The organism is Hominimerdicola alba, assembly GCF_900112155.1.
Taxonomy (GTDB): domain Bacteria; phylum Bacillota; class Clostridia; order Oscillospirales; family Ruminococcaceae; genus Hominimerdicola; species Hominimerdicola alba_D.
Map to the genome: position 1 here is coordinate 15,214 of NZ_FOKQ01000004.1, position 25,728 is coordinate 40,941.

The following is a 25,728-nucleotide window of genomic DNA, read 5'->3' on the forward strand; positions in this document are numbered from 1 at the left end:
AATGAATGAGTATGAAAACGCCATAGAAGTACATGGTGTGAGCAAGAATTATAAGGACTTCGGTCTGGATAATATCAGCTTTGATGTCCCTAAAGGCTGTATAATGGGATTTATAGGACAAAATGGTGCGGGCAAGACCACCACAATACGCAGTATGCTGAATATCACCAAGATCGACAGCGGAGAGATACGTCTGCTGGGACTTGACCATGTGCAGGACGAAGCAGAGATAAAAAAGCGTATAGCTGTAGTTTTTGACGATCTGCCTTTTCACGATATGTTCACAGCGAAGGATATAGCAAAGATATTTGAAGGAATGTATCCGGAATGGAACAATATTGTTTATTGTAATTACATCAATCGTTTTGAATTGCCTTACGATAAGAAGATAGGTAAGTTTTCAAAGGGCATGAAAATGAAACTCCAGATAGCCTGTGCGCTGTCCCATAATGCTGAGCTGCTCATAATGGACGAGGCGACAGCAGGTCTTGACCCTGTTGTGCGTGATGAGATTCTTCACATATTTATGGAGTATCTTCAGGACGGTGAGCGTTCTATACTCATGTCATCGCATATCACCTCAGATCTTGAAAAGATAGCGGATATGGTCACATTCATCAATAAAGGCAGGATACTTCTTACCGGATACAAAGACGATATCATCGAGCGCCACGGTATCATCAAGTGCGGCTTTGATAGAATGACAAAGATCGACCCTGATGATATCGTCAGCATACGTATGAATAACTTTGGTGCAGAGATCATGGTGAATAACAAGGAAAAGGCTCTCAGAGAGTGTTCTGACTGCGTGATCGACTCTGCAAGCATCGATGATATAATGCTGTTCTATGTTCACCGTTATGATAAGGAGTGGTTGATATGAGAATGTACCGTTCATTGATATTCAGAAGCTTCAGGATGAAACGGGTCAGAAATAGATTATTTATATTTTTGATACTATTACTGGATGCTTTCTTTTCATTAATGTCTTTGGTTTTTTCTGATGACCCGTCTAAAATTAAAGATAACGTGATGATGTTCTGTGTTTTTTCTTTTATGTTGGCGATGCTTTGCGGTATGATCGCAGGTGCAAATAACGGCGTTTACAGAATGGATGCCAATACAGGCTGGAACCAGTATATCCGGGTGCTGCCGCCAACTCCTCTACAGCAGGCAGTTGCAGATCTTTTGATAAAGCTGATCTACATATTGATATATGGCACGATCATAATGGTATATGCGGACTTTTCCGATGATCATACAGGTCTGCATCTGATGAGTTATGTGATGAATATATTCCTGTTTTTTGCCACGATATTTGTTATAATCGATACGGTATACTGCTTTGTCGTCATGTTCTCTAAAAACAGATCACAGCTGGAGATAATGGGTCTTTCTGCTATAGTATGCGGTGTAATTATAATAATCAAACTATGCAAATTGATAGGCAACATACGTATGTATTCACCCGTACCGCCTGATCATCCTTTATACGGCAGTTCATATTACATATTTGCATCATATGTTGGTTCGGGAAAGGTAACTGCCGTTGCTGTATCATCCTTTGTGATCTCCCTTGGATTGTATTTCCTGACATTGTGGCGTATGCATGAAAGGAGAGAGCCGTAATGAAAGGTCTTGTTTATAAGGAATGGAAACAGAACCATCGGTTCATCCTTTCTATTATACTCTGCGCTATTGCACCGTTTGCCATGGTGCTGCTGCTGCAAGGTGAAAGTTCGGCCATGGTGTGCATCATAGGACTTATTATAGGATTTCTTGCGGCGGGTTCACTGCAGATGATGGTACTTAACGGTGATGACAGAAAGCTGTGGAGCTACTGGGTATCATCCACGGCTGATGGTTACAGAGGTTTTCTGCGTAATAAATATATAATGATATATGGTATGATCACGCTGTTTTTTATATCACTGAAGATCGCAGATATAGGCTACTGTGCTCTTCTCTATGATGCGGAACAAACTTATGTAAGCAAGTTCATAGGCATTGCACTTCCCCTGTGCTTTGTGCAGATATTCCTTCGTGCGATAGATATTCCGTTTTATTATTTCTTCGGCAGAAAAATCGGAAGTGTCATAAAATGCATAATCATGTCAATAGATGCTTTTTTCCTTACGTTTTACCTTATTATGTATTCAGATAGTATGGGTAAATTGTTTGATCTCGGTCAGAGTTTGATAGCTGCTAAAAACATAACGCTAACGGTGATGTTTTTAGCTGCGCTTGCATTCTACTATTTATCTTACCGCCTAACTTGCCTGGTGTATCTTAAAGGTGCAGAGCATTATGATCACTAAAAAACAATAATTTAAGCCGCCATCGTAATGATGGCGGCTGATTTTATTGGGATTTTAAGTTTATCGGGCTGTTCGCTTTTTAAGAACAACAATGATGGACAGGTGCAATTATCTCAGGGTGCGCTTGAAAAGCTTGAAGATCAGGTTGATCCGTTAGTTGAAAAATATTTTAATGATAAATATGGAGTCAAGGCTGTTGTCACTAATAAAGGCGTATATTAATTTATTGACATTCTATATTGAACATGATATACTAACTTTCACGCGTTATAATTATAAGTGATTCGCCATGCAATTTCGGCATGATTGTTTATTCAGGATGGTTAAAATGAAGCACAAAAAACATTAAAGATTTAACGTATCGTTTCAGGGCTAAAAACTGTTGATTTCAGTGCCTACTTACATCCAGATAGTTCAATCGCATCAATTGATATTGGAGAATTTACTAATTGAGAAGATGATTATGCAGCAGTGTTAGTGTACTTGAAGATAATGGGATATGACGAAGTATCAGCTGGATATGTTGTTCATCACAGTATAGAAAATGGAATAATCCAGCTCGTTGATCAGGCAATCCATAGTGAGTTCAGTCACTACGGCGGTGTTTACTTTTATGAATAAGGAGGATCTGTATGTTAATTAGTAAATTTAATGTTTCTGATGTTGAATCGTCCATTAGCAAATTTGAAGCAGAATATACTGTTTCTTTTCCTGATACATATAGAGAATTTCTCCTAAAATATAATGGCGGATATACTCCAAAGACAAAAGTCAGTATAAATAGAGCTTCATCTGATTTGCGCGCACTTTTTGGTTATGCTGAGGCTTATCAAAACTATAATATTCTTAGTGTCTTTTCAAGCAGTGATATAATAAATTATACTAAGAGCGGTTTGATACCAATTGGGGCAAATGTCTTCGGTGATTATTTCTTGATTCGTATTAATGGCGATGATTATGGTGCCGTATATTTTAGATATCATGATAAAAATATTGCAGATATTTTTATTGCTGACAGTTTCAAGACATTTGTCAGCAAGTGCAAAAGTGAGATGGTTGGACATATTCGCACGATCGAAGAGAGAAAAGCCGATTTAATTGCAAATGGATTGGACATTTGGTCAAGCCTTTCGCGAAAGGCTTGCGGAGAGCTCGAGAGGCAGAGCCTCTCGGTCAAGGCACAAAAGTGACGTGACAATAGTACTTTAAATAGCACAGCGAACTACCGACCAAAAAAGGCGTGGCAATAAAAAAAATTCGAGCGTATGCAAAACTAATGCATACGCTCAAACTATGTCCGTAAATATATTGCCGCGCCCGAAATCAACGGCGATAGCTCGTTGATTTCTCGCCCCAAGGAACGAGGGGCGAAAAATCGCAAACTATTTACCACAAGCAAATGTCCGACTATACAAATAAAGTCCTGATTTTTGGACTGATAGCATTATCGGACTGATATCTATATCTGAATCCAACAGAGTGCGGTTCGGTTATCCTACGTACTGCGGTAGCCAAGGTCGCCCCTGACGGATCGAGTCATCGGAAACGCTGTCGCTGTCCGATGACGGGCGCGGCAATATATTCACGCATATAGAAAGAGCGTGGACGTTTGTATTGTCCACGCTCTGAAATTTTATTATTGCCGCGCCTATTTGGTCGGGAAGTTCGCTGTGCTATTTATTGCACTCTTGCCACGTCGATTTTGCGCCTTGACCGAGAGGCTCTGCCTCTCGAGCTCTCCGAAAGCTTTTCGCGAAAAGCTTGACCAAAAGCTCCCCTCCTTGGCATTCCACACAAATCTGCATCAACTCACATCATCCTGAATTTTCTCATACTCCAGTCCGCCGTCAACTATCACTCGCTTGATGCACTCCACCGTCCGCTTATAAACTTCATATGCCCTGCCAAAACTATCCAGCGCAGATTCCCTGTCGCCGCCGCGCAGAGCGTCAACTGTATCATAGCACAAGGTATACAGCTCGTACATCGAAAGCGTTCCCGTTACCGATTTCATCGAATGCACTGCCCGCATAACGCCCTCATCGTCGCCGCTGTCCATGCACCGCTTAGCCTCTTCAAAGGTGTTCTCTGTCAGAAAATTCACCAGCAGACCGCAATACAGCAGCTCCTCGTCCATGAATTTTTCCAGTCCGTCCGCATAGTCTATACCGCATTTTACAAGCTCCGCCCTGTCCTTTTCCGTCATTGATAACACCTCCTTCCGATGGTCTCTTTAGTATATTATACACCATCAGTTCATATTTTTCAATAGTTTATTAATATTTCTGTAAAATGTACAATTGATACTCAATATTAATCTAACTTTATATACAATACCACCGCTTCGTAAAAATTATTACTGGAAATCATATCTATTTCGCAATATCAGCCATTTCCTATTCCAAAACTCGGTTATCATTTTATTAAACGGACTCACCACGCGTCATGTGAACACAGCAACAAAAGATAAACATCACAATAACTGATAAACATATTAAACAATATAAAATAGCATCTTTGCCAGAAACTATGTAATACCATGATACTTGATATATATAATTGACTTTATCCAAAATTTGTGATATTATTCAAACTGATGTGTCACGCCCTGCGCCGACACAAAACACTGTAAAAGGACTGATATTATAATGAAAAAAAAGATACTCACAGCCGCAGTAATATCTGCCATGCTGACCCTCACCGCCTGCGGTGATGCTGACACAAAGACAACTTCCGAAAGTAAGGCAGATACCACAACAACTGCCGCTTCCGAGGAAGTTACCACCGAAGCCGATGCGGAAGTTATCACTGAAGCCACCGAGAAAATAACCGACACCATCGAGGAAGTGACCACCGAACTCGCCCCCGCTGTTCCCACCGAACTCAGCACCACTTACGCCGACCTCGATAACAGAAGCTTCAAGTACAACGGCACACTCTTTACCGTCGGTGTATCCACCTTGCAGGATCTTCTCGATGCAGGCGCAGAACCCAAGAAAGTCAGCGGTTCTTCAAAATCCGAAATGAACTTCGATAAAGAATACAGCCATACGTTCAAAGGACAGTTCCCATACAACTGCCTTGAATATTATCTGGCTGATTTTGGTACTCAGGTTGAACTGTACTTTGTTAACCCCGACGAATCCCCAAGAAAAGTAAGAGACTGCGTTCTTGCTAATATAGATGTCCGTGTAGATGACTCGATAAAGCCCGCATCAGGCAGCGGTATCGCAAAAAATCTGGAGTTCGCTTTTGACCGCACACTCACCTACGATGCACTGGTGGCTAACAGCGGCGAACCTACCTATGAAGATCATGGATATCATTATGCTGTCGTATCCGAGAAGACCCTCAACCACGATAGCGGATATGTATTCGGTTTCAACAGCAAAAACGAATTCACCAACTTTGAGATCACATGGATACCATAACGCCCAAACCTGAAAGGAATGATTCTATATGAAGATGAAAATACTCACAGCCGCAGTAATATCTGCCATGCTGACTCTCACCGCCTGCGGTGAAACCGATAAAGCCGATACCACTTCCGATAAGCCCGCAGAGACCACCACAACAACTGCCGCTTCCGAGGAAGTTACCACCGAACCTGTCACCGAAGAAGTGACCACAGAAACCACCCCCGCTGTTGAAACAACAGTAACCACCACTACCGAAGCAACTACCACCACCGAGGAGATCCCCCCCGAGCCCGAAAAAGAAGAGTTCAAGCTTGCAGAGGGTCTCAGCGAGAAGTATGTTGATTTCGATAATCTTGCACTTGAATTCAACGGACAGATCTTCAGATTCGACGAAGCCACTCTTCAGGATCTCTTAGATGCAGGCGTTGAGCTTTTCACTGATGCTGATCTTGACAAACAATATGCTAATGATGTTGAAGCACAGGTAAAGATCACCGATTCGATCAGAGCAGACCTCATGTTTCGTAGGATAAACGGTATTTCAGGTACGTGCCCCAGAGAATACGTCTTAGATGAATGTAGCGCTATTCTAGTAAATTCTCCATATGATGAAATAACATACGGACCTAACTATGGTGAGGGAATGGTACATTTAAATATCCCCCTTACTTTGACTAAGGACGATCTTTTTGAAAACAGTGGTGAACCTTTAAAAGTCAGCAATGGTAGTTTAGCAAGTGTTATGGCATATGAATATAAAGGACATTCTGCAATTGATCCGGAAAACAGCAAGTATTGTTCAAGAATCTCCTTTTCTTTCTATAATGATATAATAGCTCGTTTTAAAATAGACGCTCACGAAGTCGATAGAGATTAATCTCCCATAACGCCAATACCCGCCCTATACCGCAAAAATCCTCTTGACTTTTTCTCAAAATATGGTATAATATAGTTGGTAAGAATTTCTGAACACAAATACGGACAGGGGGTACAGAAATATGAGTTCATTTGCTGAAAATCTCCGTGCCGCAATGGCAGAACGTTCCCTTACACAGGCAGAACTCAGCAAGCGTACAGGAATATCAAAATCATTTATAAGCCAGTATCTTTCGGGTAAATTCAAACCCCGTGATGATAAGCTCTCAGCCCTGGCACAGGCGCTTGGCACTACCAAAGGCGCACTTCTTGGCTATGAAAGTTCGGGAAGTTCCAACGGTGATAATTCCGCCGACCTGCATAAGGTGCAGGTATACAGCGCCGATGACCCCAAGAATCCCTGGGGCGAGGAATATGCCAATACCGAACACGGCAGCTACCGTTTTTATATATGCCGCGATGATAAGAACCGTCCATTCGTTATGTTCGGCGATTATCTCCTTGTCAGCATCGACGAGATAGGCCCCGCGGGACTTTACGCCGTGGTAAAGGAAGGCTCACCCGACCGCGTTTATTTCCGCGAATTCTCCGACCCCCGCAAGGAAGCCGCTGAGCTTGATCTGCGCATCATCGGCAGAGTTTGCGAGATACGCAGAAAAATGACCTGATATACAATACATAGCTTTTTCGGGACGTTTCCGCATTTTCGCGGAAGCGTCCTTTTTGCGGACATTTCTCGGTATACTTCCTACCGTCTTCGATGGCGAAAAAAATATATCTCAAATAAATATCCATTATTTTACAGACGCATAAAGTGGTGTGCCAAAGGGATATCCATATTTCTTTTGTGCAAAAAAACTTAAAAATGCTGTCTATTGTGATGAAAATTTCACCGTTCGCCAACCGCCCCCGATATTGACATGAGGGCTGTGATGGTATATAATGAATAATAGATGTTTTGTAAATATTTAATATCAGGTGTTTTGTAATAGTAAACGGCATATGAACTTTTACTTATCCGCATATCCTGCGGTGTTATGATATCTATGCCGCTTACCGCGATATCTGCATAAAGAAAAATACAGATATCACCAGCATTTAAGGAAAGGCAGACTTGCGCACAGCATATCAATATATGAAATAAGTGCGCACAGATCGTTAGGAGGATTAAAATGAATAAAATATTTCGCAGCACCATAGCTGCGGCAGTTTCTGCGGTACTATTTGCAGGCTGTGCCGTTCCCGGCATAAACTCAAAAAACAACAATGGCGACGATATGACCGATTCATATAACTACAGCCCCACCGAAACAGGCGATGCCGAACAGGTTTACAACTGGCTGATACAGCCCTCTATCCAGGCTGATAATATCATATCCTTCGATGCCAGCAGGATAGACCCCGATAACGCCGATAACAGAGCCTATATCAACTACTCAGTTATCAGACAGAACGGCAAGTACGGTCTTATCGACTACGCAGGAAACTATATAATCAAGCCCGCATACGACGACTACTATGTATGCAGCTGCGGCGAGATAGTACTTATCAATATCATCGACGAACGCAATGAGGAATATGAGTACTGCACCATAGATAAGGATAAAAAGATATCTGCCACACCCCAGCATACCGAGGATACTTCCACCCGCTACTACCTTGATATCAAATCCCAGAAGGTGTTTGAGGGCAAGAACGGCAGCAAGAGCGTAACCGAGTATACAGGCAAAAAGTCAGTGCCTGTAACCGAAGCAAATGTTGAGATGGACGACTACGGCAATCTCCAGGTATCCGTCCCCGACGGCGCACTCTACGGACTTGCCAAAAACGGCAAGCTCCTCACCGATATGGTATATACCGCCTGCTATGCACCCTCCTATAAGGGCGTAGGCTCTACACTGGTGGCTTTCAGGAACGAAGATAATAAATGGGGCTACCTCGATGCCGACGGCAATGTTGTCATCGACTTCATATGCGACGGCGACCCCAATGCATATAACGGCATGATGACCGATGACTCAAGCATAGTGCATCCCTACCTCTTCTGCGATGACTATATCCCTGTTTATAAGGACGGCTACTACAGCTACTACGATTTCTCGGGCGAACAGGTAGTCCGCGCAGGCGAATTTGCCCAGGCAAGACCCATCAACAACGGCAGGGCATGGGTAAAGCAGAACGACTTCTGGGGCGTTATCCAGATGGGCGAGATAATCGAGGAAGAGAGACCCAAGGACGATTCCTCATCAATGGCAACAACAACATCGGGCTCCACATACTGGACGACCACCACAGATACCACCGACAGCCAGCCCGAGTATACCGACTGGGCAAACGTAGTTACTGATGAATACGGCAACGTGGTAACATCACAGTCCGAATGGACAGACCCGAACGTTACCGACCCTGTATGGACAGACCCTGTTGATCCCGGGTATACCGATCCTGTAACACCTGATCCGGGATATACGGATCCTGTTACACCCGATCCGGTATATACCGATCCGGTAACACCTGACCCCGGCTATGTAGATCCGGGAGCAGCCGATCAGGCATATTAAAAAAAGCAAACCCGCGTAATGAACCGCACCAGTAAAAACGTACAATGACAAAAAGAGCCTCCTATGGTATAATAGAAACCATAGGAGGTTTTGTTATGACAAGAAGTTACGGACGCATACAACAGTACGAAAAAGAGATACTTGAATTAAAGAAACAAGGATTGACATTAAGACAAATTGGAGAACGGCTTGGCTTCTCACAAAAACAAGTACATAATTTCATCACCCGGTATAATGAGAAGCAAAGAAAGTTAGCTGCCGGTATTGTTTTGAGAAGGAAAGGTCGTCCGTCAAAAAACGATAAGTACACCGAGACAGATAAAGTCAATGAGCTGAAATATATCATAGCTCGTAAGGATGCGAAGATCAAAGCTCTTGAAATGGAGAATGAACTTATGCGGGATTTTCTCTCGCTTACAGAAAGGAAGTGAGACCGGAAGTAAAGTACCGAGTTATCTATCGTCATAAGGATAAGTACAGCATAAGCGAGATGTGCAGGATACTTGGCGTGTCAAGAAGCGGTTATTATGGCTTTGTTAAACGCATGGACAAGCCTGCAAGGGATCTGGAGCTGTCAGAACTTATTCGTGAATGTCGGCAGGAAACTAAGCAGACATATGGTTATCGTCGTGTAGCTATATGGCTTGAACGCAAAGGCATTCATCATAACCCAAAGACCATTCTGCGTGTTATGAATAAATACAGCCTTCTTTCTGTTGTCAGGAGAAGAAAATACTGCAATTACAGTCAGGCTCTGCACAGATACGATAATCTGCTCAACAGAGATTTCCACGCGGACAGACCTAATCAGAAGTGGGTAACCGATATTTCCTACATAAAGACTGCACAGGGATTTCTGTATCTCTCGGTCATCAGAGACCTGTATGACCGAAGTGTAGTTGCTTACAAGACATCGACGGTTCAGAACATAAACCTTGTTCTGAACACGATTAAAGCTGCCAAGAGAAAGGAAAAGGTCACCGGGGAGTTGCAGCTCCACAGTGACCAAGGGTTTCAATACACTTCACAACCGTATTTTAACCTAACCAAAGCATACCACATTACGCCGTCAATGTCAAGACGTGGAAATCCATATGATAACGCTTTGGCTGAAAACTTTTTCTCCATTTTGAAAACAGAATGCATTTACAGGACTAAGATCAAGACATTCGCCGAAGCGAGACATCTCATTGATGATTATATCTATTTCTACAATCATCAGCGTATACAACTCAAAACAAAACTGACTCCGCTTGAATTGCGAAGCCAGTTCGTTGCTTGATTTAATTTGCCATAGGGGCTTTTTTGTGATGTACGCACAATGTGGTGCGGTTCATAAACTGCCAAGGAGGGGAGCTTTTGCTAAAATCAAACGCGGCAACAAACCTGCGACCCAGACGAACTAAGCCGCGAACTGAGCTTTTGGTCAAGCTTTTCGCGAAAAGCTTGCGAGGAGTTTGAGAGGCAGAGCCTCTCGGTCAAGGCACAAAAGTGACGTGGCAATAAAGCAGTAAATAGCACAACAAACTTCCGACTAAATAGGCGCGGCAATAACAAAAATTCGAGCGTATGCAAAACTAATGCATACGCTCTTTCTATCTGCGGATATTATTGCCGCGCCCGAAATCAACGGCGATAGCTCGTTGATTTCTCGACCCGAGGAACGAGGGGCGAAAACTCACAAACTAGCAACCACAAGCAAATGTCCGATCACACAAACAAAGTCCTGATTTTTGGACTTATAGCACTATCGTACAGGTATCTATATCTGAATCCAACAGAGTGCGGTGTTCTTATCAGAAGTACTGCGGTAGCCAAGGTCGCCCCTGACGGGTCGAGTCATCGGAAACGCTTCGCTGTCCGATGACGGGCGCGGCAATAATTTACGCAGACAGAAAGAGCGTGGACATTTGTATTGTCCACGCTCGTATTTTTGTTATTGCCGCGCCTTATTTGGTCGATAGTTCGCTGTTCTCTTATTGCTTGCTTTTGCATTTTGGTTTTGCGCCTTGATGCGAGGGCTCTGCCCTCGCGCTCCCGCAAGCTTTTCGCGAAAAGCTTGACCAAAAGCTCTCTTCCTTGGCATTCTATCCTACTTCGTTCTCTTGACCCCATTCAACCCTTTCTCTCTCATGATCTCAGGATAATCCTTATAAGCCCTGTCACAATCACAATCCCCGCTTACTCCCCTCACCCTGCCCGATGAAGTATACTGCCACATACCATAAGCCATATCATATGGCGGCTTATCCACCCCATATGCCGCTACCCACACATCATACCTCTCCCGACACTTCACGGGCACTTTCTCCGTCAGAAAATTCGCATAACTGTAAACCGCCGCATAATACCCCGCTTTTTCCAGCTTATCACAGAAAGTGTCCACCATCTCCCCTATCACCTTATTCGACAGCCCTCTCTGTGACTTATCCTCGATATCATAGCAAAGCGGATACTCAAAGCTTTTCCCCTTCACCGCCTGCAAAAATACCTCCGCTTCCTGTTCAGCTTCGCGGGCGCTCACTGCGTAGGAATACCAATACGCCCCCACATCCAGACCCGCCGCCTTTGCCCCGCGGTAGTTCTCCTCAAAACAGCTGTCCTTCTGCGAGATATACCTGCCGTGCCCCGCATTTATCATCACAAACCTATACCCCGCCCCCCTGACTTTTTCAAAATCCACATCGCCCTGCCATTTTGAAACATCTATCCCCTTAACAGCCATATTCTTCTCCTTTCTGTGTCGTTCACTGTAACATTCAGGGCAGTATCCTCACCCTGAATACATCTGACTTGAACACCAGCACCTCGCCGCTTTCAGCTTTCAGCGCCCGAAACTGCGCATCTATCTCACCGACCTCCGACAGCAGATCACCATCGGGGGCAATCTCGCCCCCGTATATCTGTATCACCCGCTGTGTGCCGCCGAAGTCCAGCACTATATCATAATATGCGCCCTCAAATTTCGGGTGAATAACCCTGTGCACCCTCAGACCGTTCTCATTCCTGTGACCAAGCACATTCCCCCGCGGCAGAGTTACCCGCCCGCAGTCATCTATCGCTATCAGCATACTATACCTCCTTCTGACCGTACCTGTCGTCATAGCACATCACCGTTGTGGTAATGCCTTTCCTGCCCCCGACCACTTTCACATAGTTTATTTTCTTCCCTGTCAGCGTGCTTTCTCCCGATGCCTTGCCCATCAGGTCTTCACCCAGCCAGCCCATGTAGGTCATGCCCACTTTTCTGACCCCCTTGTTTGAATAGTCCAGCTTGTGCTGAAGCCCCACCTGCGGGTCGTAAAGCCACTGCATATCCAGCGGATAGTACCTTGTCCTGACTATATTCATCCTCGCCGCCGATGCATCATGGGCTTCATAAGGATAGGTGTCCCCCAACTCCTTCATATAAACATCCGACAGCAGATATCTGCTGTCCAGAGAACTTGTGATCGAAAGCTTCTTCACCCCCGAATAATCAATGACCCTCTGTGTGCCCGCCGTCATTCTCACCGTGTTCTGCCCGCTGACAAAGGGGTACAGCCCTGTCGCCTTTATGCAGTAAGCCACCGCCGCTTCCCACACCGTCGACCCCTCGTTGATGTATATGTTCCCCACCACAGGGGTAGGGTCTTCGTAGCTTATGTAGGCGCTTGTCAGGTTCGCCTGACAAAGGCTTTTCAGCGTGACATTGGTGTTTATCCTCGGATAAGGCTCATTCTGTGCCAACAGTAAAGTATACCCCCGCGAACTTACCCTCACCGCAGTACCGCTGCCCGTATCCACATCAAGCTGTAAAATGCAATCCATTCTCCATCTCTCCTTTCCCTTTTGTGGGTCATCTCAAATTTATATTCGCTATTATATCTCATACCCCCCGAACCTAAGCCTGTATACCCCCCCGACTTCCCCTCGTTTCTCCGTCAGCACCCCCTCGCGGAGAATCATCGCCCCGTAACTCCTGCCGTCCGCAACCACAGTGCTGACATCCGAAGCAAAATCCTCGATCATCCCCTGCAACATAGCCCTCTCATCAGGCGCGAATTTCCCCATAGCCAGTATCTCCAACCCCTCCGAGCCGTTAGTCCGAAGCTCTATCCCGCCCCCGACTTTCACATATTCCACCTGCCTGTCTTTCCTGAATATGCTCACCGCCTCGGGATAAAGTGTCCTCGCCCCAAGTACCAGAGTATGTCCCACAGGTGCCGCTATCTCAAATCCCATCAGACCGATCCCCTCTCTTCCGAAACCTCTTTCATGCACACCCCGAATACCACTTTCATCTCTCTTACCAGCCTCATGTTCTGCATATCTCTCCCCGATGCTCCAAGCTCCACCGTGACCGCGCCGAAATCCCTTATCATCGCCGCTCCCGCGCAGGCTTCAAAGCACCTGTCGTCAAAGCTGTTATGGTCACCGAATCTCCCCGCCTTGCCCATCAGCTTCACCCTGAATAATATCTCACCGCTGACCGCTGCATCCCCCGAATCTATCCGCTTTCCCGCATCCACCAGCCTTACACTGTCAAGCGCCCATACCGCCGTACAGCCCTCAACATCTCCCAGAACAATGTCCGTGTATTCCTCCATCGCCGAAAATCCCGCACTTTCAAGCACCTCTGCCAGAGCTTCCTTTATTCCCCCAAGCCCCAGACTGTCCGCTGTCATAACCATCATTTCAATTCCTCCTCACATAGTCTCAAACATGAACCCGCCACCGGGCATCAGCCATTCAATACGCGCCATAGCCTGCTTTTTAAGCTCCGCCGCAGCACTTATCCTGTGGCTGAAATCCCCGTTGATATCCGCACTTCCCGCGATAGTCACCGCGTTCTGCTCACGGCAGGCTTCTCTACATACATAGTCATAAACCGCCATACAAGCCGCCGCATATTCGCAGGCAGGCACAGCGTCCCAAGATACCCTGTCAACGTCCAGACTGTCTTCCACAGCCTTCATAGCCTCACTCACCAGCCTCTCGACCTCGGCGGTTTTGTCATTCTGCAACCGCTCAGCTGATAAAAGCTGAGAAGCACCTTGTCAAAATCAAGCATATATACTCCTTTCCGCCCCAAAGGGCATTTCAGTTTAATAAACGGCAAAACAAAGCGGGTTATGCCAAGGAAACAAAGCGCGCGGTCAAGCCTCCCGCAAGCCTTTCGCGAAAGGCTTGACCCAAAGCTCCCCTCCTTGGCATTCTTCCCCAACTCCGTCGCCGCCCTGCCAACAATTGTGAATTATACAAGTCCTGTCACCAGCACCCCCACAGCATCCTCGCATACCTTAGTCACTCCCGCCAGCAGCGAACAGCTTATCTCATTCATCTGCGTGCCTATCAGCTTATCACTGTCCACCATCACATCACTGCCCAGTATCAGCTCCGCCGCCGCAGTGCTGTCAACACCAAGCACCTTGTTTGCAGGCATCTCTCCGCACTTCACCAGCGTCACACCGTAAGGCGTCTTTATCCTGCCGCTTGTCATAAAATCCCCCACACAGAACTTCATCTCAGGCAGAGCAAGTATCTGCGCCATCACCGCAGGACTGCACACCATCACATCCATGTCGTGAGTGCTCATATCGCTCCAGAACTTCGCGATATCCGCATAAGTTATGGCATCCCCCGCAATAGTCGAAGGCTCCACATCGGTGATAAGCTCTGTGCATATCCAGCTGTTCAGCCCCCTGCCCACAGATTCGCCTATGTCCCTCAGCACTATGCCGAAAGCCTCTAACCTCTGCTTTCTCACCGCCTCGTAGGAACTGCTCAGCATCCTCGCGAACTTCTTTACCTCGCTTGCCGTACTGTTCAGCACCACCGTTGTCTCAGGCAGATCATCCCCCTGATCCACAGGACTGCTGCCCGAACGTGTTATGGTGAATCCCCTGAAATCCATGCCGTCCGTGCGTGATACCGCCCCGCATACCACCTCGGCTATGCTTACTTTCTCCAAGCCCTTCTTTATCATTCTTCTCACATACTCGGGAAAAAGCACCGCCGACTGCGCCGTCACGAAGAACTTCTCCACCCTGTCGCTGTCCGCCCCCGATACCTTGATACCGAAGCGCTTCAGCTGTCTTTCAAAAGCATCCAGACCGCCCAGCTCCGTACCCTTGTAACCCTCATCGGGGTCAAGCTCCGTCAGCGCCTGAGTAAAGCTCTTTCCTGTGATGTTGTAAAGTGATTTTTCAAGTCTGATATTGTCTGATATTGTCGTACATAATTACCTCCATATTCTCCTGCCGTATACTTCACCGAGCGCCCCCCGGCGGATAAAACAGCGTTCGGTTCTTGATATTTCCCGACTTTCCCCGCGTGTCAGCCGCTAAATAACCCCATAAGACCATCCGTCCCGCTGTCAGCAACCGCTTAAAAGTCCAAGAAATCTCCCTCATTCACCCCCACCCCGCCGCCACAAAGTCCAAAATATTACTCTCTTATCGTTTTACCCCAAGGCACTACACCCTGAAAGCCTCCATCTCACCGCTGTCACAGCCCTCATAAGCCGCCACACCTGACGCTTTCCCCGAAGCCGCTTCCTCTCTCAGCTGACGTGAAAGCTTCTTTTTCAGTTCCAACAAAGCAAACACATCAAGACCGTCCACCTCACCGATGTCCGCGCTCTTAACAAAGCTCCCAAGCCTGATGATATCCGCTCTCAGGTCCTCGCAGAAGCACGCCTGCATCTCCCTTATCACATCGATATCACTGCCGCCATACACCTTCGTGACCCCCGCCGCCCTTTGCGCAGGCACCGCCACAAAGCTCCACTCGTAAGCGTCCACAGGCTCATCAAGGGTCACATAGCAAAGCTTCCCGCCGTAGCTCCTGCCCTTGATATGCGAACAGCCACCCTTAGCACCGTCAGCCCCGCATACCGAGCATATCTTCTTCGCCACCGAGCATCCCACCGATACCTCTTTCTTTATGCCACCCTCTATCTCAGCAATCAGCGACTTGTTCCGCTCCGTCCTCACCATGTAGGCAAAGCCTATCAGCGCCCTGTAAGCCCTGCCGTCCATAGTCTTCCTCTCAGGGTAAGACCTCACTTCCGTGTCATATATCCTCGCCGTCTGACCCCTGCTGCTGTGGTCATGGTCAAATATCCCCGTCCTGCCCACAAACAGCTCAGCCAGCTTGTCCAGCGCCTCATCAGAGAACCTCTCATAGTCCCTGTCAACGTCGTTATCGCAAAGCAGTACGCTGAAACAGTACACCTGCCCCGCTTTCAGCTCCCCCACCGCATGACGGTTTATCTTCTCCATTACCTCTTCCGTGATACCTATCTTCTCTCCGTTCATTTCCCGCTTCTCCTCTCTTCTTCCGCTTCGTTTTCAAGTTCTATCTTCCTCGCCTGAGCGTTGTACAGCCTCGACCTCGCCAGCGCTTCTTCGTCCTGAAGATTAATGTTCCCCCACTCGATATCCACCCCGCAGTCCGTGCCGCAGGTCCTCAGAAAAGCCTCGCATATGTCCCTGAGTACAGGCTCTAACAATCGCCTGTAATACTCCAGCTCGCTTGTCAGTATGTCCGCCTGCTGACTGCTCATCCTCTCCGTGGTAGACCAGTTCAGCCCCAGCAGAAAGGGCGGCACCGAAAGCTTAGCTATCAGCTGTTCCAGTAACTGCCTTACAGGCACTTCCGTGTCAATAAGCTGATTCTCCGCCCCGATGACCTTTATACCCACATCGCCCACCGTGATAAAATCCTTGACTATGCCGTTCTTTGCGCTCTGCATACCGTCCGCCCAAGCCGCCGCTATCTCCTGCGCCCTCTCCCTTGCGTACCTCTTGTCCGAACCGTCCTCCGCAGGCTTGTAAGTCACCGCATAGCGCACGTTTCCTACCCTGTCAAAGTTCTGCCCTATGCACTGGTATATCCTCATAAGCACACTGCTTATGGCAGGCAGTCCGCGAAGTACCGATACTCCGTCAGGGTGTTTGGGGCTGGGATTCATCACCGTGTAAAGCAGTTTCTCGGGCTCGGGAACTTTCATCACCTCACCGCCCCCATAAAAGCAGAACTCCCTGTCCAGCGCCCCCTTACCCTGCTTCACCCTGAAAAGACTGCTGTCCCCGACCACAAGCCCCCTGACGGTCATAGTCTCCCTGTCCGTAACTATCCTGCCTACAGCCCTGCCGTAGGTCAGCAGACTGTCCAGATACATATCCGCAAAGGTGTTCAGGCTTTTTCCCGAGATACCCACCGTCACCTCTCTGCAAAAGCTTTCCAGTTCGTCATCGAACCTCTCATCTCTCGCCATGACTTTGAAATCTCCCACCAGACGTATTATCTTCCCGAAACAGGCATCTATCACAGGCACAGTCGCCCTCAGCCCGTCGTATATCCCACCTTCAAGGCACCCCTCGTCCGCAGCCAGACGGAATATGCTCTCCCCCGCCTCAGCCGAAAAGCACTGCCTTTCGTAGGATTTTTCTTCCCTGTCCTTTCTCCCGAATATCTTCAATCCGAGTCCTCTCCTTTCCTCTGTCATACCGATATCACCGCAAATCCGCTCTCCGTACCCTCATCAAGCGAACTCACAAAATACCTCATATCGTCCATAGCATGATCGTTCTCCTTTATGGGCTGATCTCTCCCCGAGCTTTCTTCCCACCTGTAAAGCGTGAACTCCCTGAGTATGTCCTTACATTCAGCCCCGAACCTCAAACGTCCGTCACGTATCATGTCCTGTGTCCTGCGTATCCCCGATATCACATCGTTCTTCGCCTGTATCACCCGATATCTGCCGTGCCTGCGTATGCACTGTATAAACGAAGCCGCCGAGGGGTCACAGACCACGTAGTCTATCTCCCTGTCCCCCGCCAGTTCTTCCAGAGCCTCATAGTGTTCCTCATCGGTACGCCTGCTGCCCTCTCTCGCCGAATCGTAGTAGTACTCCCCTATCCTGTACCATATGTCCTCTTTCAGCCCCCAAAGCCCGAAACTGCTCGGATTGACTGTCCCGTAGTCACAGCTCACCGCGAACCTTTCGCAATCATTTGGCACTTCATAGATAACATATTTCTTCTCGTCAAACATGGGATAAACCAGCCCCTCAGCCGCACTCCACCGCCCCAGAACGAACCTCTCGTAAAACGCACCCGAATAAAGCCTCTCGTACCGCCTTTTCACTTCCTCGCTCAGCGAGGGGTTGTCATTCAGCTCAAAATGTATGTACAGCAGATTCTTCTCCGCCGCCTTGTTTATCCATTCCCGCTTGAACCAGTGATAGGGATTGTCAGGGTTGCAGTTGAACCACAGCTTTGACCCCCTCACCGAACACCTCGCCACCGCCTGCTCCACAAAGCTCCGCGGCATAAGTGCCGTTTCGTCCATAAGTATCCCCGCCAGTGTGACACCCTGTATCAGCGCCGCCGAAGCCTCATCTCTTCCCCCGAAGAGATAATACCTGTTCCTTTTCCCGCCGAAATCCACGTCCATGTAGTTCTTCGATACGTTCTCCGCCACCGTGAACCCCAGCTTTTCCGCCCATCTCAGCAGTTCCGTCACCAGATTTCTCCTAAGACTTATTATCGTCTTCCCGCAAAACCCGAAATTTTTCCCGTTGAACCGCCCCATGGACCACACCAGAAAACTCAGCGCCATGCAGCTTGTCTTTCCCGACCTCACCGCACCGTCGCAGATTATCCCGTCATACTTCCTGTAAGCAGAGTTCGCCCACCACTTGAACAGAAACCTCTGCTTAGCCGAAAACACCAGAGGATACCGCTTCCTACTCATCAGCATCGCCCCCATTCCCGGCTGTTTCCCCTATTTCGGGCGGACTTACCCCCACCGCCGCCAGAAACTCCTCCGCCGTTTTCACTTCTCTCAGTTCGGGCATAAGCACAGCCAACTCCTCCAGAACCTTCTTCCAAGCCCTTTCCGCACCTATTTTCCTACTCATCATAATCTCCCCCTTCTATCTCCGTTTCGTCCATATCCTGTGATCCACCGTATACCGCATTCAAAAACTCCTGCGCCGCCGATACTTCCTTAAGTTCAGGGTCAAGCTCCACCAGCTTCTCCAGAGCCTTCTGCCTGTCAAAAAACTTCATCTCAACACCGCCCCCCTTGACCTTCTTTATCTCCGATACGTTGAAAAGGTCAGCAGAAAGCACTTCTTCCCTTGTAGGTTCATCCGCAAAAAGCAGAGCCGCCGCATCGTTTATGCTCCCGAATGCCAGCCTCGAAAGCCCCGTCTTCACATAACATAAGTTCTGAATATCATCACTGTCCAGCTTGCGTATCGCCCGCTTCACCGAAGCTTTTGAAAGCATATCCGCCTCCAGCTCCTTAGCTTCCTCAGGGCTGAACCCCAACCGCACCGCCGTCTCCGAACCGTTTCTCGTCCTCACAAACATCTTCGCAAATCTTGTTGGTGTAATTTTCATAATAGTTCCTCCTTTTCTTGGCTTCATACAAAAGCCTTTTCACTATCACCCTTTTACCCCCAAAAAGTTGTACGTTTTTGTACAACTCTTGCAGAAATATGTCCGAGTTAAATGATAAAACATTTGTTTGACCAAACAACTATCCGTAAAACTGTGTACTTCTCACAAGAAACCCGCATTCAAATATAAATATGTTAAAACATCAAAAATGCCTTTTTTGCCCCTTTCCGTACCACAAAAAAAAACACCCCAAAACCAAAAACCGACAGCCCGCCCCCCGCGAACTGCCGATAAAACAAAATACGTTTATCCCGCTGACACACCATTCTATACAACCTTTAAACAGGCAATATCAATAGTTGACAGTATTCTTCCCCCAGCCTGCGGCGGGCAAGAATACCTCAAATATATTATATTGGCGTATGAAGCAGTGTGCTAAAGGGATAGCCGATAAAACAAAAAGCGGAGGACCGCCGTACCAAGGTACAGCAGTTCTCCGCCAAATTTATATCCTATTTATTCCAGACCGGCCCACTCGTCCATCATCTCATCAAGCTCGGTCTTCTTCGCTTCCAGAGCGTTGCATTTCTCCGTCATAAGCTCAAAATTCGCCGCAACATCGGGGTTAGCTATCTCATTCTCCAGCCTGAAGATATCCACCTCAGCCTGCTCGATAAGCTCTTCCAGCTCTTTCAGACGCGCCCTGCGCTTCGCCTCCAGCTGACGCTGCTCCTTGCTGCGGTAGCTAATCTCCTTCTGCGCCCGCCTGTCCTGCTCCGCCTGAATGCGCTTCTGCTCCGCAGCTGCCTCCGCCGCCGATTTGTCAGCCGCACTCACAGCCGCCGCATAAGCGTCAAAATTGCCCTCGTAGCAGTTCACCTCGTCCGCCTTTACCTCGATTATCCTGTCAGCCACCTTGTTGATAAGGTATCTGTCGTGGGATACAAGTATGATAGTACCGCCGAATTCAGCAAGCACATCTTCCAGAACTTCTTTCGTGTTCAGGTCAAGGTGGTTGGTGGGCTCATCGAGGATAAGCACATTGCCCCGTGTGTATGCCATTATAGCGAAACACAGCTTAGCCCTCTCGCCGCCGCTGAGCACCGATATAGGCTTGAATACGTCCTCCCCCGTCAAAAGTACCGAACCCAGAGCCTTTCGCGCCTCCGCAGGTGTCATCGAGGGGAACCTGTCAAGCATCTCATCGATGACCGTGCTGCCCATGTGCAGTATGTTGTGCTCCTGCTCAAAGTAGGATATCTTCACGTTTCCGCCCCACACGATGTTCCCCCGCTCATGGGGTATGATATTCTGTATCAGCTTCAGTATGGAAGTCTTGCCGATGCCGTTTGAACCGATTATCGCCGCGTGCTCACCCCGCCTGATGTGCATATCAAGGCTGTTTATAAGGGTCTTGCGGCTCTCCCCCTCGCCCACCACCAGCGGACAGTCTATCACCTTGACAATGTCCTTGGTAGGCTCGATATCGTATTCAAGCTTTATCTTGGGCGGTCTTGTGAACATCAAAGGCTTCTCGATGCGCTCTATCCTGTCCAGCATATGCTGCCGCGATTTCGCCATCTTCGCCGTGGAAGCCCTCACCTTGTTCTTGGCGATGTACTCCTCCAGCTTCTTTATCTCCTCCTGCTGAGATTCCCACTCTTTCAGCTGACGTTCCGCATTGTGCTTCTTCTGCACCACATAAGCCGAATATCCGCCCTTGTAAGAGGTCAGCCTGCCCAGCTCTATCTCGCATATCCTGGTGCATATCTTGTTTAAGAAGTATCTGTCGTGAGATACTATAAGTATCGACCCCTTGTAGCTTTTCAGGTAGTCTTCCAGCCACATCAGCGTGGTAAAGTCCAGATGGTTCGTAGGCTCGTCAAGTATCAGAAGGTCGGGACATTCCAGCAGAAGCTTCGCCAGTGCCAGACGTGTCTTCTCACCACCCGAAAGTGAGGATATCACCCTGTCACGGGGCACATCCCCGAAGCCCATACCGTTGAGTATACGGCTGATGTTAACATCTATCCTGTAACCGTCATTAGCCTCAAAATACGCCGAAAGCTCCGCGTATTCCGCGCTGACAGTCTCCAGCTCAGCCCCCACAAGACCCGTCATCTGCTGTTCCAGCTCGTCCATCCTCTTCCTAGCCGCCAGAAGCTTGTCAAAAGCCTTGTGAAGCTCCGCATCAATGGTGGAATCACTTTCCAGACCGCTGTTCTGCCGCAGAAAACCTATGGTGCAGTTCTGCGAAATCTCCACCGACCCCAGACCGTCATCGGTCTTGTCAAAACCCATGCTCCCCGTCAGAATATTCAGCAGCGTGGATTTTCCGCAGCCGTTCACACCGATAAGACCAATGGTCTCCCTGTTCTCGATGACAAGGTTGATATCCTTCAAAAGCGGCTCGCCATTAAAATATTTATATAAATGTTCGATCTTTACCAGCATAACTTTCTCCTGTCATTTTCCCTGATCTTTCCTGCACTTTATCCCAAGCTTCAAGCGTCCGATGAAATATGTGCATTATCTTTTTTATTATATCACAGGATATGTGAAAAGTAAAGATATCAAAAATGAATTATCTGACCAAAAAATTCCGCGGCAGAAAACCCGCGCCCCAAACAACCTAAGCCGCGAATAGAGCTTTGGCTCAAGCCTTTCGCGAAAAGGTCCTCGGCCGGACGGGCCAATTTCGCGGCAGCAAACCTTCGCACCAGACTAACTATGCCGCGAACTGAGCTTTTGCTCAAGCTTTTCGCGAAAAGCTTGCGGGAGCGCGAGGGCAGAGCCCTCGCATCAAGGCGCCAAAGCAATAATGCCTAGCAAACCATAAGAGGAAATCAAACTACCCGCCCTGTCAAAAAGGCGCGGCAATACCAGATATTCCGAGCGTATGCGACCGTATGCCACCTCACAAACTATCCGCGTAAAAATATTGCCGCGCCCGTCATCGGACAGCGACAGCGTATCCGATGACTCGACCCGAGGAACGAGGGGCGAAAACTCGCAAACTATCGCACACAGCAAATGTCCGAATGTATAAGCAAAGTCCTGATTTTTGGACTTATAGTACTATCGGACAAATATCTGTATCTGAATCCAACAGAGTGCGGCACTCTTATCCATACGTACTGCGGTGGATAGGTCGCCCCTTACGGGTCGAGAAATCAACGAGCTACCGCCGTTGATTTCGGGCGCGGCAATAATATCCGCACATAGTTTGAGCGAACGCATACGGTCGCATACGCTCGTAATATCTGGTATTGCCGCGCCTTTTTGGTCGGTAGTTTGCTGTGCTATTTATGGCACTCTTGCCGCGTCGCTTTGGTGCCTTGACCGAGAGGCTCTGCCTCTCGAGCTCTCCGCAAGCCTGCTAGCGCGAGGCATATGCCGACGCAGTCGCATAAACCGCGCGCTTTGATTCGCGGCATAGTTTGTTTGGTGCGCAAGTTTGCTGCCGCGCTTGAGCCAAAGCTCTCTTCCTTGGCATTCTCTCCTCAGCCGCAAATCTACCCCCTTATCAAAAACTTTTACACCTCGGTGTCTTTACATTTATAAAAAAATATGTTATAATGATTTATAGTTTGCTGTAGGATGGAAACAGCAAACCACCACACCATGATGAACCACCGCAAGACCGCGTATTTACGGGGCTTGCGTCAAATACACCGAAAGGATAGATGGCAGATTGGAGAATAATAAGATCACCCTTTACGGCTTCAATAATCTTACCAAGACCCTCAGTTTTAATATATACGATGTTTGCTACGCTAAGGGACAGAAAGAACAGAAGGACTATATCGAGTATATCGACGAGCAGTATAACTCCGAACGTCTCACCAAGATACTCTGTGACGTTACCGAGATGATCGGTGCCCGCGTCCTTAATATCTCAAAGCAGGATTATGAGCCCCAGGGCGCTTCGGTGAATGTGCTTATTGCCGAAAAGGAGCTGGATAAGGATTCTATCGACCCCTCCTGCAATCTGGGCATTCTTCCCGATACTCCCGAGATGATACACGCTCACCTTGATAAGAGCCATGTGACGGTACACACCTTCCCCGAGTATCATCCCGATAACTCTATCTCCACCTTCCGCGTGGATATAGACGTATCCACCTGCGGTACTATCTCTCCGCTTAATGCGCTGAATTATCTGATAGCCAGCTTCGATTCCGATATCATCACTATCGACTACCGCGTTCGCGGCTTCACCCGTGATGTGCTGGGCAAAAAGTTCTTCATTGACCACGATATAACTTCCATTCAGGATTATATCGATAAGTCCACGCTGACCAGATATGACGCCATTGACGTGAATGTATATCAGTCCAATATTTTTCACACCAAGCTGCTGATAAAAGAGATCGACCTCCAGAACTACCTGTTCAAAAAGGACGTTTACGAGCTGACACCCAAACAGCGTCTCGATATCACCGACAGTCTCCGCCGCGAAATGATAGAGATATACAGCGGCATGAACATTTATTAAGTAAACAACAAGCCCCTTCCCCGAAAAACGGGTCAAAGGGGCTTGATATGCATATTCTCTTCAGACAATAACAGAAGATATGTCCCTGAAATGATTTTTACAGTACTGTTTTTTGTACATTTGATACACTACATTTTTCAGCAAAGTCAAGTGCTTTGCGTTAAAGAGGAGTGAGCTTAATGAGCTTAGACCAGAGTCGTGCCCCACTTTACGAGGCACTTAAAAAACACATGAAAAACCGTATCGTCCGACTTGACGTGCCCGGGCATAAGGGCGGACGTATGAATAAAGAACTTAAAGCTTTTCTTGGCGACCAGTGTATGGCGTGCGATGTCAATTCCATGAAAAATCTGGATAACCTCTGCCACCCTGTATCTGTCATAAAGGAAGCTGAACAGCTGGCGGCAGACGCTTTCGGGGCTGACCACGCATTCTTCATGGTGGGAGGCACTACCTCAGCCGTGCAGACTATGGTGTTCACCGCCTGCAAAGCGGGTGAAAAGATCATCATGCCTAGAAACGTCCACAGGAGCGCCATCAACGCCCTTGTCGTATGCGGCGCTGTGCCTGTCTACGTTGACCCCGGCACCAACAAGCGTCTTGGCATACCCCTTGGTATGTCCGTCAGCGATGTTGAAAAAGCTATCCGCGAACACCCCGATGCCAAGGCGGTGCTGGTGAACAATCCCACCTATTACGGCATATGCTCCGATATCCGCGGGATAGTCAAACTCGCCCACGAACACGGTATGCTGGTGCTTGCGGACGAAGCCCACGGCACTCACCTGTATTTCGGCGAGGGTCTGCCCTGCTCGGCTATGGCGGCGGGGGCTGATATGGCGGCTGTCAGCATACACAAAACAGGCGGAAGCCTTACCCAGTCATCGCTACTGCTGTGCAAAAACACAGTATCAGAGGGCTATGTGCGCCAGATAATCAACCTGACCCAGACCACCAGCGGCTCATATCTGCTGATGGTGAGCCTTGATATCGCCAGAAAGAACCTGGCTCTTAACGGCAAGGAGCTTTTCGCGAAGGCTGTGGCATATTCAAACTACGCCCGCGAGGAGATAAACAAGATAGGCGGCTACTACGCCTACGGCAAGGAGCTGGAAAACGGCGATGATTTCTATGCCTTCGATTCCACCAAGCTAAGCGTGCACACCCGTGATATCGGGCTTGCGGGAGTTGAGGTCTACGATATACTACGCGATGACTACGATATCCAGATAGAGTTCGGGGATATCGGCAATATCCTCGCCATAGTTTCCGCAGGCGACAGAGAACTTGAGATAGAGCGCTTCATATCCTCACTCAGCGAGATAAAGCGCCTTTATTCAAAAGACCCCACAGGTCTTTTCGACCACGAGTACATCGACCCGCAGGTTGAAATGTCCCCGCAGAAAGCCTTTTACAGCGACAAGCACCCCGTATGGATAAACGAGAGCGAAGGTCAGATATGCGGAGAATTCGTGATGTGCTATCCCCCCGGCATACCAATACTAGCCCCCGGCGAGCGCATAACAAGAGAGATTATCAGCTACATAAACTACTGCAAAGAGAAAGGCTGCCTGCTGACAGGTACGGAAGATCTGGAGATCAATTATATTAATGTGGTAGAATAACTAGGGTAATAATATGGGCAGGAGAACAATTATA

Annotated in this window: 28 protein-coding genes; 14 read left to right on the plus strand and 14 right to left on the minus strand. The window is 47.9% G+C overall.

What is annotated here, in order from left to right; translation table 11 throughout:
* The first annotated feature begins 1 nt into the window (after position 1).
* The 6 genes from BM265_RS03205 (at position 2) to BM265_RS03230 (ending at position 3,508) form a co-directional block, all read left to right on the plus strand.
* Positions 2-883, plus strand: a complete 882-nt coding sequence (locus BM265_RS03205; protein ID WP_074960027.1) for an ABC transporter ATP-binding protein — start codon at positions 2-4, stop codon at positions 881-883.
* Positions 884-1,056: 173 nt separating this feature from the next.
* Positions 1,057-1,629 carry a hypothetical protein gene (locus tag BM265_RS03210; RefSeq protein WP_143098660.1) on the plus strand — a complete coding sequence of 191 codons (573 nt, stop codon included), beginning with the start codon at positions 1,057-1,059 and terminating at the stop codon, positions 1,627-1,629.
* Positions 1,629-2,318: a hypothetical protein gene (locus BM265_RS03215; RefSeq protein ID WP_074960029.1), complete on the plus strand. Its 690-nt coding sequence runs from the start codon at positions 1,629-1,631 to the stop codon at positions 2,316-2,318. The genes BM265_RS03210 and BM265_RS03215 overlap by 1 nt, the downstream gene beginning before the upstream one ends.
* A gap of 30 nt (positions 2,319-2,348) precedes the next feature.
* Positions 2,349-2,540: a hypothetical protein gene (locus BM265_RS03220; RefSeq protein ID WP_207646945.1), complete on the plus strand. Its 192-nt coding sequence runs from the start codon at positions 2,349-2,351 to the stop codon at positions 2,538-2,540.
* 270 nt (positions 2,541-2,810) lie between these two features.
* Positions 2,811-2,939: an HNH endonuclease gene (locus BM265_RS21050; RefSeq protein ID WP_074960248.1), complete on the plus strand. Its 129-nt coding sequence runs from the start codon at positions 2,811-2,813 to the stop codon at positions 2,937-2,939.
* Positions 2,940-2,950: 11 nt separating this feature from the next.
* Complete coding sequence (locus tag BM265_RS03230) at positions 2,951-3,508, plus strand: SMI1/KNR4 family protein (RefSeq protein WP_074960030.1); 558 nt, start codon at positions 2,951-2,953, stop codon at positions 3,506-3,508.
* A 614-nt stretch (positions 3,509-4,122) separates the two neighbouring features.
* Here BM265_RS03230 and BM265_RS03235 read toward each other — a convergent pair.
* Positions 4,123-4,524, minus strand: a complete 402-nt coding sequence (locus BM265_RS03235; RefSeq protein WP_074960031.1) for an Hpt domain-containing protein — start codon at positions 4,522-4,524, stop codon at positions 4,123-4,125.
* Positions 4,525-4,966: 442 nt separating this feature from the next.
* Here BM265_RS03235 and BM265_RS03240 point away from each other — a divergent pair, with 442 nt between their 5' ends.
* From BM265_RS03240 to BM265_RS03265, 6 genes are all read left to right on the plus strand, one after another.
* The gene (locus tag BM265_RS03240) at positions 4,967-5,749 is read left to right on the plus strand and encodes a hypothetical protein (protein ID WP_074960032.1); all 783 of its coding nucleotides are present in this window, start codon (positions 4,967-4,969) and stop codon (positions 5,747-5,749) included.
* Between the two features lie 28 nt (positions 5,750-5,777).
* Positions 5,778-6,614, plus strand: a complete 837-nt coding sequence (locus BM265_RS03245; RefSeq protein WP_074960033.1) for a hypothetical protein — start codon at positions 5,778-5,780, stop codon at positions 6,612-6,614.
* Positions 6,615-6,735: 121 nt separating this feature from the next.
* The gene (locus BM265_RS03250) at positions 6,736-7,281 is read left to right on the plus strand and encodes a helix-turn-helix domain-containing protein (protein ID WP_074960034.1); all 546 of its coding nucleotides are present in this window, start codon (positions 6,736-6,738) and stop codon (positions 7,279-7,281) included.
* A gap of 504 nt (positions 7,282-7,785) precedes the next feature.
* Positions 7,786-9,174 (plus strand): WG repeat-containing protein, encoded by a 1,389-nt coding sequence (locus BM265_RS03255; RefSeq protein ID WP_074960035.1) that lies wholly within the window; start codon positions 7,786-7,788, stop codon positions 9,172-9,174.
* 95 nt (positions 9,175-9,269) lie between these two features.
* Positions 9,270-9,605, plus strand: a complete 336-nt coding sequence (locus tag BM265_RS03260) for a helix-turn-helix domain-containing protein (RefSeq protein ID WP_043538296.1) — start codon at positions 9,270-9,272, stop codon at positions 9,603-9,605.
* Entirely contained in the window at positions 9,602-10,456 is an 855-nt protein-coding gene (locus tag BM265_RS03265; protein ID WP_143098662.1) for an IS3 family transposase, read from the plus strand. Before BM265_RS03260 ends, BM265_RS03265 begins: the two co-directional genes overlap by 4 nt.
* An 810-nt stretch (positions 10,457-11,266) precedes the next feature.
* Here the strand turns inward: BM265_RS03265 and BM265_RS03270 are convergent.
* From BM265_RS03270 to abc-f, 13 genes are all read right to left on the minus strand, one after another.
* Positions 11,267-11,899 (minus strand): glycoside hydrolase family 25 protein, encoded by a 633-nt coding sequence (locus BM265_RS03270; RefSeq protein WP_074960037.1) that lies wholly within the window; start codon positions 11,897-11,899, stop codon positions 11,267-11,269.
* Positions 11,900-11,933: 34 nt separating this feature from the next.
* Positions 11,934-12,245, minus strand: coding sequence for a hypothetical protein (locus tag BM265_RS03275; RefSeq protein WP_074960038.1), 312 nt, complete (start codon positions 12,243-12,245; stop codon positions 11,934-11,936).
* A 1-nt stretch (position 12,246) separates the two neighbouring features.
* The gene (locus BM265_RS03280; protein WP_242940758.1) at positions 12,247-12,984 is read right to left on the minus strand and encodes a hypothetical protein; all 738 of its coding nucleotides are present in this window, start codon (positions 12,982-12,984) and stop codon (positions 12,247-12,249) included.
* A gap of 51 nt (positions 12,985-13,035) precedes the next feature.
* A complete protein-coding gene (locus tag BM265_RS03285) occupies positions 13,036-13,398 on the minus strand; it encodes a hypothetical protein (RefSeq protein WP_074960039.1) in 363 nt (120 codons plus the stop codon).
* The gene (locus BM265_RS03290; RefSeq protein WP_074960040.1) at positions 13,398-13,850 is read right to left on the minus strand and encodes a hypothetical protein; all 453 of its coding nucleotides are present in this window, start codon (positions 13,848-13,850) and stop codon (positions 13,398-13,400) included. Before BM265_RS03290 ends, BM265_RS03285 begins: the two co-directional genes overlap by 1 nt.
* A gap of 12 nt (positions 13,851-13,862) precedes the next feature.
* Positions 13,863-14,144, minus strand: a complete 282-nt coding sequence (locus BM265_RS03295) for a hypothetical protein (RefSeq protein WP_242940759.1) — start codon at positions 14,142-14,144, stop codon at positions 13,863-13,865.
* 266 nt (positions 14,145-14,410) lie between these two features.
* Complete coding sequence (locus BM265_RS03300; protein WP_242940760.1) at positions 14,411-15,202, minus strand: phage major capsid protein; 792 nt, start codon at positions 15,200-15,202, stop codon at positions 14,411-14,413.
* Positions 15,203-15,632: 430 nt separating this feature from the next.
* Positions 15,633-16,475: a hypothetical protein gene (locus BM265_RS03305; protein WP_074960042.1), complete on the minus strand. Its 843-nt coding sequence runs from the start codon at positions 16,473-16,475 to the stop codon at positions 15,633-15,635.
* Complete coding sequence (locus BM265_RS03310; protein ID WP_242940761.1) at positions 16,472-17,668, minus strand: phage portal protein; 1,197 nt, start codon at positions 17,666-17,668, stop codon at positions 16,472-16,474. Before BM265_RS03310 ends, BM265_RS03305 begins: the two co-directional genes overlap by 4 nt.
* On the minus strand, positions 17,665-18,918 hold the full coding sequence (locus tag BM265_RS03315; protein ID WP_074960043.1) for a PBSX family phage terminase large subunit: 1,254 nt from the start codon (positions 18,916-18,918) through the stop codon (positions 17,665-17,667). The genes BM265_RS03310 and BM265_RS03315 overlap by 4 nt, the downstream gene beginning before the upstream one ends.
* Positions 18,911-19,084 (minus strand): hypothetical protein, encoded by a 174-nt coding sequence (locus tag BM265_RS19935; RefSeq protein ID WP_177219530.1) that lies wholly within the window; start codon positions 19,082-19,084, stop codon positions 18,911-18,913. The genes BM265_RS03315 and BM265_RS19935 overlap by 8 nt, the downstream gene beginning before the upstream one ends.
* Positions 19,077-19,571 carry a terminase small subunit gene (locus BM265_RS03320; RefSeq protein ID WP_074960044.1) on the minus strand — a complete coding sequence of 165 codons (495 nt, stop codon included), beginning with the start codon at positions 19,569-19,571 and terminating at the stop codon, positions 19,077-19,079. The genes BM265_RS19935 and BM265_RS03320 overlap by 8 nt, the downstream gene beginning before the upstream one ends.
* Before the next feature lie 516 nt (positions 19,572-20,087).
* Positions 20,088-22,025, minus strand: a complete 1,938-nt coding sequence (gene abc-f / locus BM265_RS03325; RefSeq protein ID WP_074960045.1) for a ribosomal protection-like ABC-F family protein — start codon at positions 22,023-22,025, stop codon at positions 20,088-20,090.
* Between the two features lie 1,240 nt (positions 22,026-23,265).
* Between abc-f and speD the strand changes: the two genes are divergently transcribed.
* Together speD and BM265_RS03335 are read left to right on the plus strand one after the other, a co-directional pair.
* Positions 23,266-24,069, plus strand: a complete 804-nt coding sequence (gene speD / locus BM265_RS03330) for an adenosylmethionine decarboxylase (RefSeq protein ID WP_074836011.1) — start codon at positions 23,266-23,268, stop codon at positions 24,067-24,069.
* A gap of 179 nt (positions 24,070-24,248) precedes the next feature.
* On the plus strand, positions 24,249-25,694 hold the full coding sequence (locus BM265_RS03335; protein ID WP_074960046.1) for an aminotransferase class I/II-fold pyridoxal phosphate-dependent enzyme: 1,446 nt from the start codon (positions 24,249-24,251) through the stop codon (positions 25,692-25,694).
* The last annotated feature ends 34 nt before the right edge of the window (positions 25,695-25,728 follow it).